This is a genomic window from Viridibacillus sp. d25.2 (assembly GCF_055456015.2).
Map to the genome: position 1 here is coordinate 72,014 of NZ_JBVDMV020000003.1, position 16,184 is coordinate 88,197.

Consider the following 16,184-nt stretch of genomic DNA (forward strand, 5'->3'; position numbering starts at 1 on the left):
ATAATTATTTTATATAAAAAAAGAGATATTTTTACAGGGATAATTTGACATACTATAAATAATTTGATAATTTAAATTTGTCTAATAATTTTAGATAATTTAGAAAAAGGGAGTTTGATATTATGAAGGAACTATTTACTTCGGAAACAGAATCTTTTACTGCTAAGTTACCGGATGTACTGATTCAGGATTCAAAAAACGCAATTTCTTATTTTATTACGGCGGATGAATTAAGTAAATTTGAGACAAAGTCAATTGAACAGAAAGAGGATGTCTTAACTTTTTTAATTCCGAACGGGGATTTAATTGATGAAATCAATGAGTTTTCTAATCACTCAGAAAACTCATCAGTATTAATTAAGCACCCTGGTAGTGATGCGAAATATTTCATTACTAATAGTGAACTGAAAAAGTTCGAAATAAAAACTTTTGAAGAAATGGCAAAAATAGTAGATAACTGTGTATCTTTTATCATTCCAACAGGTGACGAACTACTGGAAGATATCCCTAATTTAGCTCCTTCAATGTTGCAGCATAATACTCCAGTTACGGAGTTACCAGCACCTATTACAAAACATGCTTAATTAAAATTCATAATAGGCTACATTACATCTTAACATGATGATTTTGTAGCCTTTATCTATTTGAAATACGGAGGTAAATTATGATAAATGTTATTGAACAAAAGCAATTAAAAACAAATAATAACCTTATAATGATTCAAAGTAAATTATATGCACCTTCTTATTCAGGACCAGGTAAATGGGTCATATATAATACGGATACAAAAAAAGCGATGCTTGCGGTAGGTAAAGATAAACTTCCAGATATAGTTCCTATATTGACTGAAAAATCAGAAAAAAACAGAACCTCTGTATTGAGTAATGAATCGGATTTTAAACGTTTATTAACAGAGGGTTTACTAGTAAATAATGATGATTCTGTTAATACGGATAATAAACCACGTTCTTTCGTAGAAACATATCATAACGCTGTTTATAATTTCCCTTTTAGAGATTATCATGATCCAAATTGGTTAAAAAAAGATAATGCTACTATGTCTCATTACTCTAAGTTGTGGCCACATCCTCCTATGCTTACGGAACGAGAAGGAGAAAAAATACTTTTGAGTGATGAAAATATTGAAAATTTAAACGCTCAAGATACTTCTATAGATTTTAAATTCATTTCCCTATTACTTAAAACGGTATTTGGACCTCTAGATACCATAAAGAGTCATCCAGTTGACAGTTATAGAAGAACTAGTCCTTCAGGTGGTGCAAAGCATCCTACAGAAGCTGTGATTTTTTTTAATGAAGACTGTGGAAAAGTTAAAAAGGGTGCCTATATTTATGATGTCAAAGAACATGCTTTAATTAAAGATGACTTTTCAGATAATAATGTGGTCAGAGATGTTTATGAAAATTCAGTATCGATTTTAATACGCTCCAAAGTAGATCGCCCTATGTGGAGATATCGTGACATTAGATCTTACAGAGCAATTCTACTAGATGCAGGTCATATAGTAGAAACTATTAGACAAGTTTGTGAATATAAAGGTTTATTTTCAAAAGTAGATTCTATATTATTGTCTAAAAATAAGGAAAACTTTGATTGGTTACAAGAACCTTTACTTTGTATAGTACATATAAGTACTGATTCTTCTGCTAAAAAATCACAAACTAATACCATTGAAGTTGAAAACAGGGAGCATATCAATTCAAAATCTGGAAGATATATGACTAATCCGACAGCATACTTTACCTTTGAAGAAGGGAATCTTATTTGCAATACGCTTTGGCCAATAACTAGTTCAGCTAAGATTTCATTCAAGGAATTTGAAGTCTTGACCCACTGTCTTCCTTCTAGGAGAGGTGATAGAGATATTTCTGAAAAGGGCATTTACCGTGAATTATTAGCAAAAAAATCACAACTAGAAAACTTAATAAAATTGAATGCACTATTACCTGAAAATAATGCTAAATCATTCTACAATGAGTTATCTCCTTGGATACAACATAACTGGTACCTTAATTTCATGGTGCACTGTGCAGCTCATAATAAAATAAATTATCAAAGAGAAAGTTCTTTCAGAAATGATGTAATAATCAATAAACCTACTAATTTGTTTAGTAGAAAAACTAGCAGGAAATTTACTGCTAAAGAGATTCCTCTTGAAAAGTTTAAATTGATATTGAAAACTGCAATACCAAAAGATCAAAAAGGTAGAAACGAACTTATAATTAACGTTAAAAATGTTGAGAATATCCAACCAGGTCTTTATAAATATGAAAATAACGAACTTTATAAATATGAAATAGGTGTTAGTGACACAGAAGTTCGTTCAACGATAATTGGACAACCCTGGGCAGGAAAAGGGGCAATCGATATATGGGTGAAAAGAGATATAGATTTCGAAAAAAATGAAGATTACGAAATATCTTTGATAGAACTAGGAAGTATTGGTCAGAGAATATGTATTAGTTGTTTGGAAGAAGGTCTAGGTGTATTTATGACACCTGCTATAAAAGATATTGAGACAAATCAAATGCTAAAGTTCGGAAATTCTAAAGGAAATGTATATTACTATTTTACAGTGGGGTATGACCATGGATAATATAAAAGACTTAGAGACCTCGTATTTATTTTTTTTGCGTGGTTGGAACTACAAGAAATTCACAAATAAAGTAGTATTAATTGACAATAAAAATGAATACGTAGTTTTTGTGAATTTTGAATTATTTGAAGAAATAGCATTTACACTTAAGGTCGCTAATCCTATAAAGGATTATACGTTAGAAAAGTTAATATATTCTATTAAAAATAAAGTTGGAATTAAATAAATTTAATTCATATTCAAAAACTGATTTTATTCCTTTTAAATATCACTAGTGAAAATCTTATCATTTTTCTATTTATATTGTTTAAAGCATAGATTTTGAGAAGGAGTGCTTTTCATAGAAGCGCACATATAGAAAGTTATCGTAAAAGTATATAACAAATATTAGAATTTTTTTCGAGAAATCAGTTTACTTCTAATTAAAGATCTCTATGAGGCTGATAATAATGTAACTGGATTAGATGGATTTCCTATAATGCTAGTTTGCTATCAAAGTATATGCAATTGAGATTTTAGACGTACTACAAGTAGTATATTCTTTAGGATTAGATGTTGCGATCTCGATAGCCGAAGTAGGGCTTTTATAGAGTAAAAAAAGAAAAGAGGTCAATATGAAAGATTTTAAATATATATGTAGAATTGGTATTTTGGGTGGAATAATTGAAGTACGATGTAAATTCGAAAATTGCTTAAAAGGTATAAAAAGATTTTTTTCAGCCTCTATTGTAGAAATGGTAAATGTTCCTGATATTGTTATTTATTGCGAATGGGAAGAATCTGGAAGGTATTTATATAGGACTAGACCAACTCAAAATCAAGAGTTAATCCTTGATGGTGTATATTTCCAAGAATTCGGGAGTTCTGAGATAAAGCCGTGGGACTCATATCAACCTGTGCTACCACCATTTGTTAAGGAACCTTTTTCAAATTCATTTGTAGCTTTGCATGCAGGCGCTGTAAAAAACAATCAAAACGAAGCTTTTTTATTTGTAGGAATTCAAGGAAGTGGTAAGACGACAAGTACATTGGAGTTGGTTAACTCAAACAAGCAGTTTGAATTGTTAACTGATGAAACAGTGTATTGCAGGAAAAGAAGTTTATTTATCGAACCGTTTCCAAGGCTTGTACTACCTAGGGAAGAGAAGGATGGCGAAATTATAAAAAAATCATTGCCCGCTACAAAAGCATTTAGCAAAATTGCAAGTACTGGTGCAATAGTTAATCACATCTTCTACCTTAAAAAAGATGAAGGTTCTACCCAACCCCCTTCTATAATTTCGATTTCAAGTGAAGAGTCATATAGGGAATTGGTAGAACATTACCAATTTGCAGGTGTGAATTTTCAAGAGAGTTTAATAACTCTATATCAAATCACAGAATATGCACATGCAAGTGTTGTTAGCTATAGTACCTACGATGAGCTGAAAGAAATAATTAGATCAATTCCAAGTTATTTAGAGAGTAAAGGAGGAATACCATGCTAGATAACGTATATATTATAGATGATTTTTACGAAACTCCAGACGCAATTAGAAACTTGGCATTACGAACAAATTACTTGAAATTTGGTGATACCTCAAATTACCCTGGATTTGAGAGTGAAATATCTTTTTTTGCGGAAGATCACGCAGAAAAGTTTAAAAAATATATTAGCCAGGATATACATATTAATCCTGATAAATATGTTTATGGTAAATTCAGATATAGTGTAGAAGGTGCTTTATCTCGTAGTGATGTGCATATAGATTCGCCGGATTGGTCCGCAATGATTTATTTGACTTTAGATAAGGATTGCGTAGGAGGTCTAGCAATATATAAACACAAGGAAACAGGCATGATAGAAATCCCACAAAGTGAAGAGGCATTTTTAAAAATGGGGTATAAGGGTTTTGGAGATTTTGATAGAAAAGTAGTTGCTCCCGATACAAAAAATCCGGACGCATGGGAGTTAATAGAATTAATTCCTATGAAATATAATAGGTTAGTTTTATTTAAGGGATCACAATATTTTCATTCGATTACTCACAAATTTGGAACAGACGTAGAAAATGCTAGATTAACACACAGTTTTTTCTTTAACGAAATTAATACTAAATACTCTAATACGGAGAGTCTTTCAGCAGGAGTTTGAATACTAACTGAGGTTAATCAACTTTCTTATTATCTAAAAGCTGTAATTCCTTTGGAAGGGAATTACAGCTTTATATTTCCTCAATGAAGGAAGCGAGTTTAATTTTGTTTTCATTTTTTTTGATACTTATCAAAGTGAAATGTTTGAAATCGTGGTTCTCTCAATTCTTCAAAAGAAAAATCAGTATATGCTACATCTACACAAATGAATACTATACTTAACATATGTTCAGATGTCTTCCATACATATCAAGAGTAGTCTTACTAACGTATTAACTCTTCTAGCACTACGCTTAAAAACTATATTTAATCAGTTTGGACTTCAGTCATTCCCTAAAACTTCAGGAGGTAATGGTATACAAGTTTATATACCATTACCCTTTGATATGTTTACTTATGATGATACACGCATGTTTTCCGAGTTTGTATGTAAGTTTTTATGTGAGCAAGAGCCACGATCGTCTACCACTGAAAGACTAAAGAAGAATCGGAATAACAGATTATATCTCGACTATGTTCAGCAAAAAGCAGGGACTACGTTAGCAGCTCCTTACTCTCCTAGAGGGAATGAAAAAGAATTAATCTCAACACCGCTAAATTGGGAAGAAGTAAACCATTCGTTAACACCAACAATGTTTACTATTCCTGCCGTTATAGACCGTATTCAAAAGCAGGGTAATCCATTTCATAGCTTCATTCGTACAGAGAATTCACAACAATTTGCAGATATCCTAAATCAATTAAAGAAGGAGTAAGTTCGTAGCAATTAAAATAGGGGAGTGAATCGTTAATATGTGTAAGCAGAATTATTCTGCATTATACGAAAGGCTACTAAATTTTTAATAAATCGCTTTAAGCGTTATGAAAGTCGCCTTTAGTATCGAAAAAAATTCTACCTTCTATTATCGCTTGGTTGATGCTACATACAGAATCGGATACAATAATAAAAAATTCAGCAATATAAATGCATAAATGGGGAATGCCGTTTATGGAAATTAATCTTTCAGTAATACAGTGAATCTTGCGGAATGGCAAGGTTTTCTTTTTTTTGCCCTATTTTAACTAACATATTCGATAGTTAAAATAAAAAAGCACAGTTACAAAACCGTATCTTTTAATTGTTATTTACTTTTGTTTGACTTACATAAATACTTGTAATTAATTCTTCAATTTTGGAAAAATCATCATTTATATAATTGAGGTTAATAATTGCCTCTGACAGATTTCTTGTGTGTTCTACATCTACATTATTGGGGAATTTAAAAAAGCAAACCACTAAACTTATTAACAATAAACATTAACCATAGGATTGTTACGTTGTCTCTCTATACACGTGGCATTCTATTACCTTGAGTATTAAGTTCAGTGAACAACTCATTTAGGTGTTGAGATTTTAAATAAGGAATAAATAGTAATCGTCTCTTTCATTCCTATAATTTTTCTGGATTTTTCATTTATTCAAAGACTCTAAATGGTATCTTTATAGTTCCAAACCCTACCACAAGACCGTAAAAATACTTCTTGAGTGGACCTTTTGGAATCGGTGAAGAAATGTAAAATATAAGCAAGGGGATGAATCCAGTGTTTAACGATTTTAAGCTAACGGAAGGCCGTCCTTTATATATTCAGCTTAAGGAATATTTAAAAAGAATGATAACCAACGGGCATTTGCTTGAGCACCAAAAGCTTCCATCCACCCGTGAACTTAGCTCATTATTATCCATCAGCCGAAACACCGTTCTAACGGCTTATGCGGATTTGGAGCAAGAGGGACTGATCTATGCGGTAAAAGGAAAAGGAAACTTTGTAAGTCATGTAGAGACCTTCAAATCCTTATCTATGGAGTTGAATTGGACTGAAAAAATCAACGAGCAAACCTTTTTGGCAGAAAAATTAGACCTCATGAAGCATGGAGTGCGCTGGAATAAGGAAATGATCTCATTTACTAGTATCGCACCTTATGAAAAGCTATTTGATGTAGGGAATTTTAAAAAGGCCTTTTTAAATCGGATGTCCATTGAAGGAGACATTGTTCTTAACTATGGCTATGCAAAGGGCTATAAACCACTTATCGAATACCTGCTTCACTACATGGAGATTAAGGGGGTAGACATTAGAAATAAAGATATTTTAATTACCAATGGCTTCACGGAAGGTCTGGATATTCTTTTATCCACTTTAAATAAAAAGAACGGCCGTCTTATTTGTGAAAATCCAACCCATCATTCTGCCCTTAAGCTCTTTCAATTACATGGCTTTGAAATCGATGGAATTGATATGGAGGATGACGGTGTCAATGTTAGGAAGCTAGAAAAATGCTTATCAAAAAAGGAATATGATTTTGCCTATTTCATTCCGTCTTATCATAATCCAACTGGAATCGTAACATCCTCTGAAAAAAGGAAGAAAATCATGGATCTGTTTTCGGCCTATCAGCTTCCTATCGTTGAAGATGGATTTAATGAAGAATTACGTTACTCGGGATCACATCAGGCTCCATTGGCTGCCTTTGCTGGACTCGGCAATAATGTCATATATATCAGCAGCTTCTCTAAGATTCTTTTTCCTGGCTTGCGGGTTGGATGGATTTTAGCAGACAAAGAGTTGATTTATTACTTGGAAAGTATGAAAAGAGCTCGAACGGTTCATACATCAACTTTAGACCAAGCGGTGTTATATCAATATTTAAATGATGGCTACTTTGAGAAGTATATAAAAAAAGCGAAGGCAGTCTATAAGAAAAAATATGAACTAGCTGTCCATTATTGTAAGCAATGTATTCCTTGTAAACGAATAACCGGTGACGGTGGTCTCCACCTTTTTATAGAACTAGATAACAACATTGATTCACAAAAGCTTTTAGAAGCATGTTACCAAAAGGGAGTTATTTTTTCGCCAGGCAATGTTTTTTACACGGATAGTAGTGGAAAGAATACGTTACGATTAGGATTTTCTAGGCTAAAAGAAAAAGAGATTATTCAGGGAATTAAAATCATAGGGGACACCTTAAAAAATAATTTTGGAGGTTAAAAAAATGAGAGTTGGCGTCATTATGGGAGGGGTTTCTTCCGAGAAGCAAGTTTCGCTTATGACAGGTGAAGAAATGATGGTTCATTTAGATAAAAATAAATATAAAATTGTACCAATCCACATAGAGAAAAAAGAAGATTTAGTGGAAAATGCGAGGAATCTTGACGTTGCGCTTCTAGCGCTACATGGCAAGTACGGTGAGGACGGCACCATTCAAGGTACTCTTGAAACTATGGGAGTTCCCTATACAGGGAGCAGTGTCCTGTCCAGCAGCTTATGCATGGATAAGAATATATCGAAAAAAATCATCAGGTATGAAGGTGTGCAAACACCGGATTGGATTCACCTTATGAACATGGAAGAACTTGATATGGATGAACTAGACAAGATGGGCTACCCAGTAGTTGTGAAACCTAATTCAGGTGGTTCGAGTGTAGGAGTAAAAATTGTTTATGACAAAGAAACGGTAAAATCTGCGATTACTGAAGTATTCAAATGGGATTCCGAAGCGATAATCGAAAAGCTTATTACGGGCGAGGAAATCACTTGTTCGATATTGGATGGTAAGCTTTTACCGGTGATTTCCATTCGTCATCAGGGTGAGTTTTTTGATTATACGTCGAAATATAATGATGTGGCTACCATTGAAGAGGTGGTCCAGCTCCCGCTCGAAACACATAATCGTGCCGCTTTTGCAGCAATTTCTTGCTATAAATCATTGAAGTGTAGCGTTTATGCCCGAATAGACATGATGATTAAAAACGGGGTCCCTTATGTGTTGGAAGTTAATACATTACCCGGGATGACGAAAAACAGTCTGTTGCCAAAAAGTGCACAATCAGCAGGTATCCCTTATCATCAGCTACTTGACTTGATCATTGAAAATTCACTTAAAGTAAGGAAAAATGATGTATAGACCAATATGGGCTGAAATTTGCCATGGCAATATTTCACATAATATTCGTGAATTTAGAAAAATAATTCCAAACTCAACAAAAATAATGGCAATTGTAAAAGCAAATGGCTATGGACATGGAGCATCCCAGGTTTCCAAAGAAGCTATTGATACTGGGGTAGATTATTTGGCTGTTGCAAGTTTAGAGGAGGCAATTGAACTTCGAAAATCAGATATTAAAGTCCCCATACTGATACTTGGCTACACACCACCTTCAATAGCGAAGCATGTTGTGCATTGGGATTTAACACAATCAATTTTTAATTTAGAACATGCAAAATCTTTATCAAAGTATGGGCAGATCTTAGGAAAAAAGGCAAAGGTTCATGTCAAGGTCGATACAGGAATAGGACGATTGGGACTGCAAGCAGAAGAAGCAAATGATTTTATCGATACCGTTTCAAAAATGGAAGGGATCTATCTAGAAGGAGTGTTTTCACATTTTGCTACCACAGATGAAGCCGACAAATCGTATGCAGAAAGACAAACGAACCGATGGAAAAGTCTATTGGCAGAATTGGAAAAACGAAAAGTTTCTATTCCCTTACTTCACATTGCGAATAGTGCCGCAACTATCGAATTTTCAAATATGACCTACGATATGGTTCGTATCGGAATTTCAATGTATGGTCTTTATCCATCTAAAGATGTGAATAATACAAAAGTTAATCTTAGACAAGCTATGCAGTTAAAAACCAAAGTCATCCATATCCAGACACTTGAGAAAGGGTCTGGTGTATCATATGGAGCGACTAAGATTGAAAGAGATAAAGCAGTTATTGCAACTATTCCGATTGGGTATGCGGATGGATATTCTAGACGATTATCTACAATGGCTTACGTTCTTATTCACGGACAAAAAGCTCCTCTTTTCGGTAGAATATGTATGGATTTTTGTATGATTGATGTAGCTGATATTAAGGGTGCAAATATTGGTGATGAGGTGGTCGTTTATGGGGGTCAAGGAAATCATTTTATATCATTAGATGAAGTGGCAAATAGGTTAGAGACCATATCGAATGAAGTTGCTTGTAACTTAGGTCACAGAGTTCCTAGAATTTATAAATAACAAGATAAAGGCAGCATTTATAATAATGACTTTAATATTCTGTAATCGGGTGAGATTGCAGAATATTAAGATTTTGAGAAGAAATAATAAAGTTGTTCAATTTCCCATCTATAAAGTCTCTATTTTACTGAACTACAATATATCTAAGAAATACGAGAATCTACTTGTATAAATCCATTGTTCGCAAAGCCGGTAGCGCTTGACCATTCATTAAACAATCCAAAATTATTGCTCTCGTTGGTTCACCAATTAAATAGTAAGGCTCTTAGAAAATATGAGTTTGAGTGTAGAATAAATAGATTAGGTGAAAAATATATGATAGGGCAAATGATACGAGCGCTCCGTAAAAAGCATGGTTATTCTCAAGTAACGTTAGCTCGAGAGCTAAGTGTATCAGCGCAGATTATTTCGAATTGGGAGCGCGATTGTAGTACACCTGGCTTAAAAGATATTCAAAAGCTAGCTGAACTATTCTCTTGTTCAATTGATTTTCTTGTATAATCAATTGATCATTACGAAATGAGTTTGCTATTAAGTCAGATGCCAAACAAAGAAATACGTCGTTATTGGTATAATGAATTATTATTGTTCGAGGATACCGACTTAGAGATCTTGCAGAATTTATGGGAAACAATTAAAAAAGTGAAAAGTGTTTAGTAACAAATAATAGAGCCGTTTATTCCGAATTATGAATAAACGGCTTTTTTTATGCTTATACATTAGTAGTCACCATTCATTGCCCAAACAACAAAATGCTCACAGTTATTAAATATTAGGTTATATTCAGATTCGCCATGCGAATAAAGCATTTATCCTTGTCCAAGACCGCGCATATGGCAAGCACGCCCGGTTCGACCAGTTCAAAGACCAGAAGCAGTTCTTCGTAATTCGCCTGCGTGACAATGTCGAACTACATCAACTACGCTCACTTAAATGAATCCAACAGCTCGATTCGAATGTGCTCGGCGATGTGACGTGCCAGGTCGAAACGGAGCAATCGCGTACTATCCACCGTTATCGCGTCGTCACTTTCTGTGATCATGAAGGGCATAGTATTCGTGTCGTTACAAATGTGATGAACGTAAGTGCAGAGGGAATTGCCAACATGTATAAAGCGAGATGGGCTATCGAATCTTTTTTCCATTGGATCAAAGGCTATTTGAATCTGCCTATCCTATTTGGAAACTCTAAAAATGCAGTATTTACGCAACTTTTCATCTCATTGAGTGTGTTTGTGTTAGTAAAATGGTTTTTTGATCAATTGAAAAAAGCAGTTAGTCAATCTAGGATAAAGGGATCTGCTGCAAGGAGATTACCTATATTTGGTGAATCAACAGACGTGATGTATAAATAATTGTAATAAGTACCATTTAATGTTAAGCTACATTAGATAGTATAATAGCTGTTTATAATCAGGTATTATACTATGTAATGTACCTTAAATATAAATATAGGAGAAATAATTGTGAATGTTCAATTTAAAAAAGGCGTACTGACATTGTGTGTCTTAGTGTTAACAGCACAAAAGGATCGCTACGGATATGAACTTGTAAATGAGATTTCTGATAAGTTTGTCATATCAGGAGGTGCGGTGTATTCGTTGTTACAACGTCTGACAAAAGTAGGATATTTCTCAACCTACATCATCGAGTCACAAGAGGGACCGGCACGAAAATATTATCATCTTACAGATAAAGGGGAAGTTTTTATGGAAGAGCAACTAGAAGAATGGAAATCATTTTCCGAAGGGGTATACCGTATTATTAAGGAGGGATTAGAGAATGACGAAACAGGAATTCCTAACGAAACTTGAAGGGTTTTTACGTAAGATCCCTAAAGAAGAACGCTATGAAATTTTAAGGGATTATCAAGAACATTTTAAATTAGCAGAAGTCAATGGAGAAACAGAGAAAGAAACGGTAGAATCACTTGGATCACCGAAAGCGATTGCGAAAGATTTATCAGCAGATTTTTATATCACATATGCTAAAGAAAATCGATCAATAAGTAATATCTCAAGAGCAATTTTTGAATATTCAGCACTAGGGCTTTTCAATATGTGTGTGACAATACCATTGATAATAATCCCTTTTTCAATCATTTTAAGTCTTTACTTAGCAGCACCTTGTCTGATCATTTTCCCAATTCTTATTTGGTTTAAAGTATTCTTAAATGCTGGCAGCGATTTGGTAGCAGGTATTTTTAATATTATGATACCGATTAGTATTGGTGTTTTAGTAATTATTGGAACAACCTATTTGGCTCGATGGTCCTATATTTTAATATTGCGCTATTTACAAATGAATATCCAAATCGTGAAGAGAGTGGGTCGAGAATAAGGATGAAGCATGCAATACTTGGAAAAATAGTTATAGTTACTTTAATCTTTCTTATAATTGGAACAGTTGGAACAGCAATATTAGGATTTCATCTTAAATTTATCTCTTGGGATTTAGCAACATCACAAGAGAAAGAAATTACTAATAATTTTGATAAATCGGCATCGATTGAAGTAATATCATTAAAAGATTCAAGTATCATCACAACAACTACAAATAATAAATAAATAAATCAAGGACTTTATCAAAAAGCCGAAATTTAGTAATTTAGTAGTTGAAGTCAAGGAGTGAGCATAAATGAAAAAAAGCTTGGTTATTATAACATTGTTATCTGCAATATTATTTTGTAGCATGTATATTTTTAGTTCGATCTTACCCCCGTTGTCCGAATGGAAACCTAATAATGTTAACTCTGTACGTCTATGGATAGATATCATTATATTTCTTGCCCTATATATCATCCCTTTAATTTTGTACAAATCAGGGATTCATGCAATGAAATATATTATGGCAATATTTTGTGGGACAGGAATATTTATAGCTCTTACAATTGTGATTGGTCTTACTATTACGAGTTCAATAATCGGAAGTGCTTCCCCACCACCAGTAGTAATTGTTCTTTGCACAGCAACATTAATTGCTAATATTATTTGGTATATCCTAGCTTTTCGTAATGTATAGAATGCACATAAAAAAGTTTGATGGATTTTTGTGAAAAACACCATATTCATCAGGTGTTTTTTTTGTAAGCTCTCGTAAATCTACTATAAAATTAATTTAAAAAGCGGTGTCATCTGAACTGACCTAGCGTTTTGATTAGTTCCTGGTCATAACGAAAGTGCTGGAAAAAGAAAATCAGCTAAAACCAAGAAAGGAAACAAATATCTGAGATCAGCATTAACAGAAGAAGCTCACTCTGTAAGAGGATCTAAAAACTATCTCGGGGCACTGTATAGGCTTACAGCAGCTCGAAAAGGCAAAAAACGAGCAGGAATTGTAGTAGCGCATGCCATGTTGCGAATATCTTACTACCTATTAACACGAAAAGAAATGTATGTAGACTTGAGGGTTTAGGATACACAGTTACATTACAAGAGGAGTCAAAAATCGAGAAGAGGCCGTGCAAAAAGCAAGAAATAAAGGATTACTTTCGTAAGAGGGAGTGCTGTCATCTGCTAGGGGTACGTGAACGATTCAAGGTTTCAGGTACCACATATCAAAAATAGGTGATATAGGCGATTTTATAGCTTCTATAAATAATGTTTGGTAATGTTGATGCTGAACTGTCAACACTAAACTAGACAACTTTTATAAGGTCTGTTGTTTAAATTCAACGGGCGTTTTATAATCCAAAGTTTGATGAATTCGAATATTGTTAAACCAATTCACATAGTCTCGAAGTTCAAGTTCAAGTGGTTCAAGAGAAGTTAGAGAACGTTCGTGGGAACGCCAACAATGTTTTCAAAGATACAACAGAATGTAAATCTCCAAATACACCCTTATATTCAGGAAATACCTGATCTAAAACAGCTTGGAATTACAGCTTAGCTCCAAATGGATGTTATAAATAAGACATTCAAAACACCTCCGAAAATTGGTAAGGTACAGTCAAGGAAATATTCAGGGGGATAAGTATGCAAAGAAACTCCGAAAAAGAAGCTCGTTCATTTGCTATTGAAGGATTTTAATTTGCATTTCATCCAAAAGCTATCTATACAAAGTCAAAAGGTTGTATCATGCTTATATAGGGTTTTAGAATAAAGGTATTAGATATGAGAGGTGTATCATTTTTGTATAGAGTGGCTATTTGCGATGATGAGGAAAAACAAAGTGAGCTTGTTAAAAGCATCCTAATTACTTTATCCATAAAAACAGATATAGAATTTGAAATCGAATTATTCGGCTCGGGGGAGCAGTTGATATCCTACTATGAGCGCAATGAAACTCCATTCCATATTTTAATTTTGGATATTGAAATGGGTGGGATAAACGGGATTCAAACAGCCCGAAAAATAAGAGGGTTAAATAACCTGGATGAACAAATTATTTTTCTGACAAGCTACCCTGAATATATGGTGGAAAGTTTTGATGTCATGACATTCCAGTATTTGATAAAACCTATTGCCGCATCGATCATGGAGGAGAAAATCCTCAAGGTATGCCAATATTTTCAAGCGCTTGATAAAAAGTTTATGGTCATCAAGTCATCTTATGAAGAAGTCATTATAAAATATGATGACCTCATTAGTATTGAAGCCGCCAAAAGCTTAACTATAAAAAGCAAACTACATTTTACCACTACTAATCAAACCTATGAAAGTAAAGGCATCATTTCAGATTATGCTTTGGCCTTAAAGGACTGTAACTTCTTACAAATCCATCGTTCTATTATTATTAATCTGCTTCATGTGAAGAAATTTGCTAGCGGAGTGGTTCTCATGTCCAATGGTATGGAATTACCTATAGGCCGTTCTAAAATTAAAGAGATTAAAGATACTTACACCAAATTTATGATTATGAAGGTCGATTGATATGATTCAAAATAATTTTCTTATTGTCTGCAGTATTATACTTGTGATGGGCTTGCAAATTAATTTTTTCTTCAACTCGGTTTTTGATAAATCAGCTAAAAAACAAAATCGATTCATTTACTTCCTTATCTTTGGGTTGCTTGATTACACCTATCTGGTTATTCCCATCTCTCCTATTTTATCTTTGATTCTACAATTGCTCATAATATTTAGTTTTGCGCAATCTTATCAAGTAGAAATTAAAGAAAAGATCATTTTTTCTTTGTTTTACGGTGTTTTAATATCTCTAGTTAATTTTATATCTCTTTATTTTTTTTATAACCTATATTCAGTTGAGTTTAGCTTTGACCCTGTAAATGAACATGATCCAATAGCCTACACGAAAGCTATTTTACTCAGCTGCATGATCATGTTTGCTATCATTCAGATCATACGACTACTTGCAAAACGTAGAAGTTACTCTTTGCATTATCGTTACTACATATTTTTTTCGGTTATTCCTATCGTAAGTATATACCAACTGAATATTCTAACTTATAAGGACGCCTATTCTTTCATATCCGTCATAGTATTACTATTTTTAAACGTTATGATTTTCTATATTTTTGATACGATCATTGATAAATTTCAATTCATGCATGAGAATACTCAGTTGCAACATCAGATGGACTATCAGGATGCGAATTACGAAAAAGTCGTTCACAGCTTCAAATCCATTAAAAGAATCATTCATGATACGAATCAGCAGTTTTTGTATATTGAAGAGTGTATTAAGCGAAATGAGTTAACAACTGCACTGGAACATATTAAGACGACATTAAATAAAGTCGAAGGAGCCTATCAGCGGGTTAATACGGGGAATCTCGTTATAGATGCTCTTGTCACTAATACGCTTAGTATTGGACAAGCCAATGGCATAAGAATAGATACAAAGATTAACTTATGTTCACAAGTAGTCCATATTGACCGTTATGACTTATGTGTTGTCATTGGAAATATGCTAGATAACGCAATAGAGGCTTCTAAAAAGTCGAAAGTCGCAGAAGATAGGTACATTCTTATAAAAATACATTCTACCGAGTCTACCCTTCTCATTCACATCATGAATCATATGGAGAATGAAGTTGCCCACTTAAACAGCCAAAAATCAAACCCGGAATTTCATGGTATTGGATTAACGAACATAGCTAGAATCTGCGACAAGTACGGTGGTCATATGACCATTGAAACAAAACATAAAGTATTTCATAATATGGTCCTACTGCCATTTTAAACGAACAATCCTTAGACAACATGTTGTTTAGGGATTGTTTTTTGCGTTTCAGGGCGCTTTTCATTCTAACAGCATTCTTCCTTGTATGATGAATTCAGTAAGTCACATCTAGAAGGAATACGAGGGGGAATTAATAATGAAGAAGATGATTTCTATAGTAATGACCACTATGCTTATTGCATTACCGGTCACCCCTGCTTTTGCTTTAACGAATAGTGATACAGTAAAAGAAAAGGC

General features: G+C 33.6%; 17 protein-coding genes and 3 pseudogenes. 18 read left to right on the plus strand and 2 right to left on the minus strand.

The features are described 5' to 3' along the window. Positions 1–122 precede the first annotated feature (122 nt). The 10 genes from ACZLO7_RS22205 (at position 123) to ACZLO7_RS22250 (ending at position 10,305) form a co-directional block, all read left to right on the plus strand. Complete coding sequence (locus ACZLO7_RS22205) at positions 123–584, plus strand: hypothetical protein (protein WP_464939637.1); 462 nt, start codon at positions 123–125, stop codon at positions 582–584. 80 nt (positions 585–664) lie between these two features. Beyond that, positions 665–2,617, plus strand: a complete 1,953-nt coding sequence (locus tag ACZLO7_RS22210) for a nitroreductase family protein (protein ID WP_464939636.1) — start codon at positions 665–667, stop codon at positions 2,615–2,617. Next, positions 2,610–2,843, plus strand: coding sequence for a hypothetical protein (locus tag ACZLO7_RS22215; RefSeq protein ID WP_464939635.1), 234 nt, complete (start codon positions 2,610–2,612; stop codon positions 2,841–2,843). The genes ACZLO7_RS22210 and ACZLO7_RS22215 overlap by 8 nt, the downstream gene beginning before the upstream one ends. A 388-nt stretch (positions 2,844–3,231) precedes the next feature. Then, on the plus strand, positions 3,232–4,104 hold the full coding sequence (locus ACZLO7_RS22220; RefSeq protein WP_464939634.1) for a hypothetical protein: 873 nt from the start codon (positions 3,232–3,234) through the stop codon (positions 4,102–4,104). Next, entirely contained in the window at positions 4,098–4,751 is a 654-nt protein-coding gene (locus ACZLO7_RS22225; RefSeq protein WP_464939633.1) for a DUF6445 family protein, read from the plus strand. Before ACZLO7_RS22220 ends, ACZLO7_RS22225 begins: the two co-directional genes overlap by 7 nt. 232 nt (positions 4,752–4,983) lie before the next feature. Beyond that, complete coding sequence (ligD, locus tag ACZLO7_RS22230) at positions 4,984–5,505, plus strand: non-homologous end-joining DNA ligase LigD (RefSeq protein WP_464939632.1); 522 nt, start codon at positions 4,984–4,986, stop codon at positions 5,503–5,505. Between the two features lie 826 nt (positions 5,506–6,331). Further along, a complete protein-coding gene (gene pdxR, locus ACZLO7_RS22235; RefSeq protein WP_464939631.1) occupies positions 6,332–7,780 on the plus strand; it encodes a MocR-like pyridoxine biosynthesis transcription factor PdxR in 1,449 nt (482 codons plus the stop codon). Between the two features lie 4 nt (positions 7,781–7,784). Further along, a complete protein-coding gene (locus ACZLO7_RS22240; RefSeq protein WP_464939630.1) occupies positions 7,785–8,696 on the plus strand; it encodes a D-alanine--D-alanine ligase in 912 nt (303 codons plus the stop codon). After that, a complete protein-coding gene (gene alr, locus ACZLO7_RS22245; protein WP_464939629.1) occupies positions 8,686–9,804 on the plus strand; it encodes an alanine racemase in 1,119 nt (372 codons plus the stop codon). The genes ACZLO7_RS22240 and alr overlap by 11 nt, the downstream gene beginning before the upstream one ends. Positions 9,805–10,119: 315 nt before the next feature. Continuing rightward, a complete protein-coding gene (locus ACZLO7_RS22250) occupies positions 10,120–10,305 on the plus strand; it encodes a helix-turn-helix domain-containing protein (protein ID WP_464939628.1) in 186 nt (61 codons plus the stop codon). A 218-nt stretch (positions 10,306–10,523) separates the two neighbouring features. On the opposite strand, the gene ACZLO7_RS22255 is transcribed toward ACZLO7_RS22250, so the two are convergent. Next, complete coding sequence (locus ACZLO7_RS22255; protein ID WP_464939627.1) at positions 10,524–10,613, minus strand: lecithin retinol acyltransferase family protein; 90 nt, start codon at positions 10,611–10,613, stop codon at positions 10,524–10,526. Between ACZLO7_RS22255 and ACZLO7_RS22260 the strand changes: the two are divergent. The 6 genes and pseudogenes from ACZLO7_RS22260 to ACZLO7_RS22285 form a co-directional block, all read left to right on the plus strand. After that, positions 10,592–11,158 (plus strand): annotated as a pseudogene (locus ACZLO7_RS22260) (transposase). The gene ACZLO7_RS22255 and the pseudogene ACZLO7_RS22260 sit on opposite strands and share 22 nt — an antisense overlap. Positions 11,159–11,269: 111 nt before the next feature. Continuing rightward, on the plus strand, positions 11,270–11,617 hold the full coding sequence (locus ACZLO7_RS22265; RefSeq protein ID WP_464939626.1) for a PadR family transcriptional regulator: 348 nt from the start codon (positions 11,270–11,272) through the stop codon (positions 11,615–11,617). Further along, complete coding sequence (locus ACZLO7_RS22270) at positions 11,586–12,143, plus strand: HAAS signaling domain-containing protein (RefSeq protein WP_464939625.1); 558 nt, start codon at positions 11,586–11,588, stop codon at positions 12,141–12,143. The genes ACZLO7_RS22265 and ACZLO7_RS22270 overlap by 32 nt, the downstream gene beginning before the upstream one ends. Positions 12,144–12,145: 2 nt before the next feature. Next, positions 12,146–12,370 carry a hypothetical protein gene (locus tag ACZLO7_RS22275; protein WP_200750448.1) on the plus strand — a complete coding sequence of 75 codons (225 nt, stop codon included), beginning with the start codon at positions 12,146–12,148 and terminating at the stop codon, positions 12,368–12,370. Positions 12,371–12,440: 70 nt separating this feature from the next. Beyond that, positions 12,441–12,824: a DUF5391 family protein gene (locus ACZLO7_RS22280; protein WP_464939624.1), complete on the plus strand. Its 384-nt coding sequence runs from the start codon at positions 12,441–12,443 to the stop codon at positions 12,822–12,824. A gap of 135 nt (positions 12,825–12,959) precedes the next feature. Beyond that, positions 12,960–13,208, plus strand: a pseudogene (locus tag ACZLO7_RS22285) (transposase); the annotation flags it as partial. 243 nt (positions 13,209–13,451) lie between these two features. Here the strand turns inward: ACZLO7_RS22285 and ACZLO7_RS22290 are convergent. Next, positions 13,452–13,568 (minus strand): annotated as a pseudogene (locus ACZLO7_RS22290) (IS3 family transposase); the annotation flags it as partial. Positions 13,569–13,933: 365 nt separating this feature from the next. Here ACZLO7_RS22290 and ACZLO7_RS22295 point away from each other — a divergent pair. Together ACZLO7_RS22295 and ACZLO7_RS22300 are read left to right on the plus strand one after the other, a co-directional pair. Beyond that, positions 13,934–14,674: a LytR/AlgR family response regulator transcription factor gene (locus tag ACZLO7_RS22295; protein ID WP_464939623.1), complete on the plus strand. Its 741-nt coding sequence runs from the start codon at positions 13,934–13,936 to the stop codon at positions 14,672–14,674. A gap of 1 nt (position 14,675) precedes the next feature. After that, positions 14,676–15,947: a GHKL domain-containing protein gene (locus ACZLO7_RS22300; protein WP_464939622.1), complete on the plus strand. Its 1,272-nt coding sequence runs from the start codon at positions 14,676–14,678 to the stop codon at positions 15,945–15,947. The last annotated feature ends 237 nt before the right edge of the window (positions 15,948–16,184 follow it).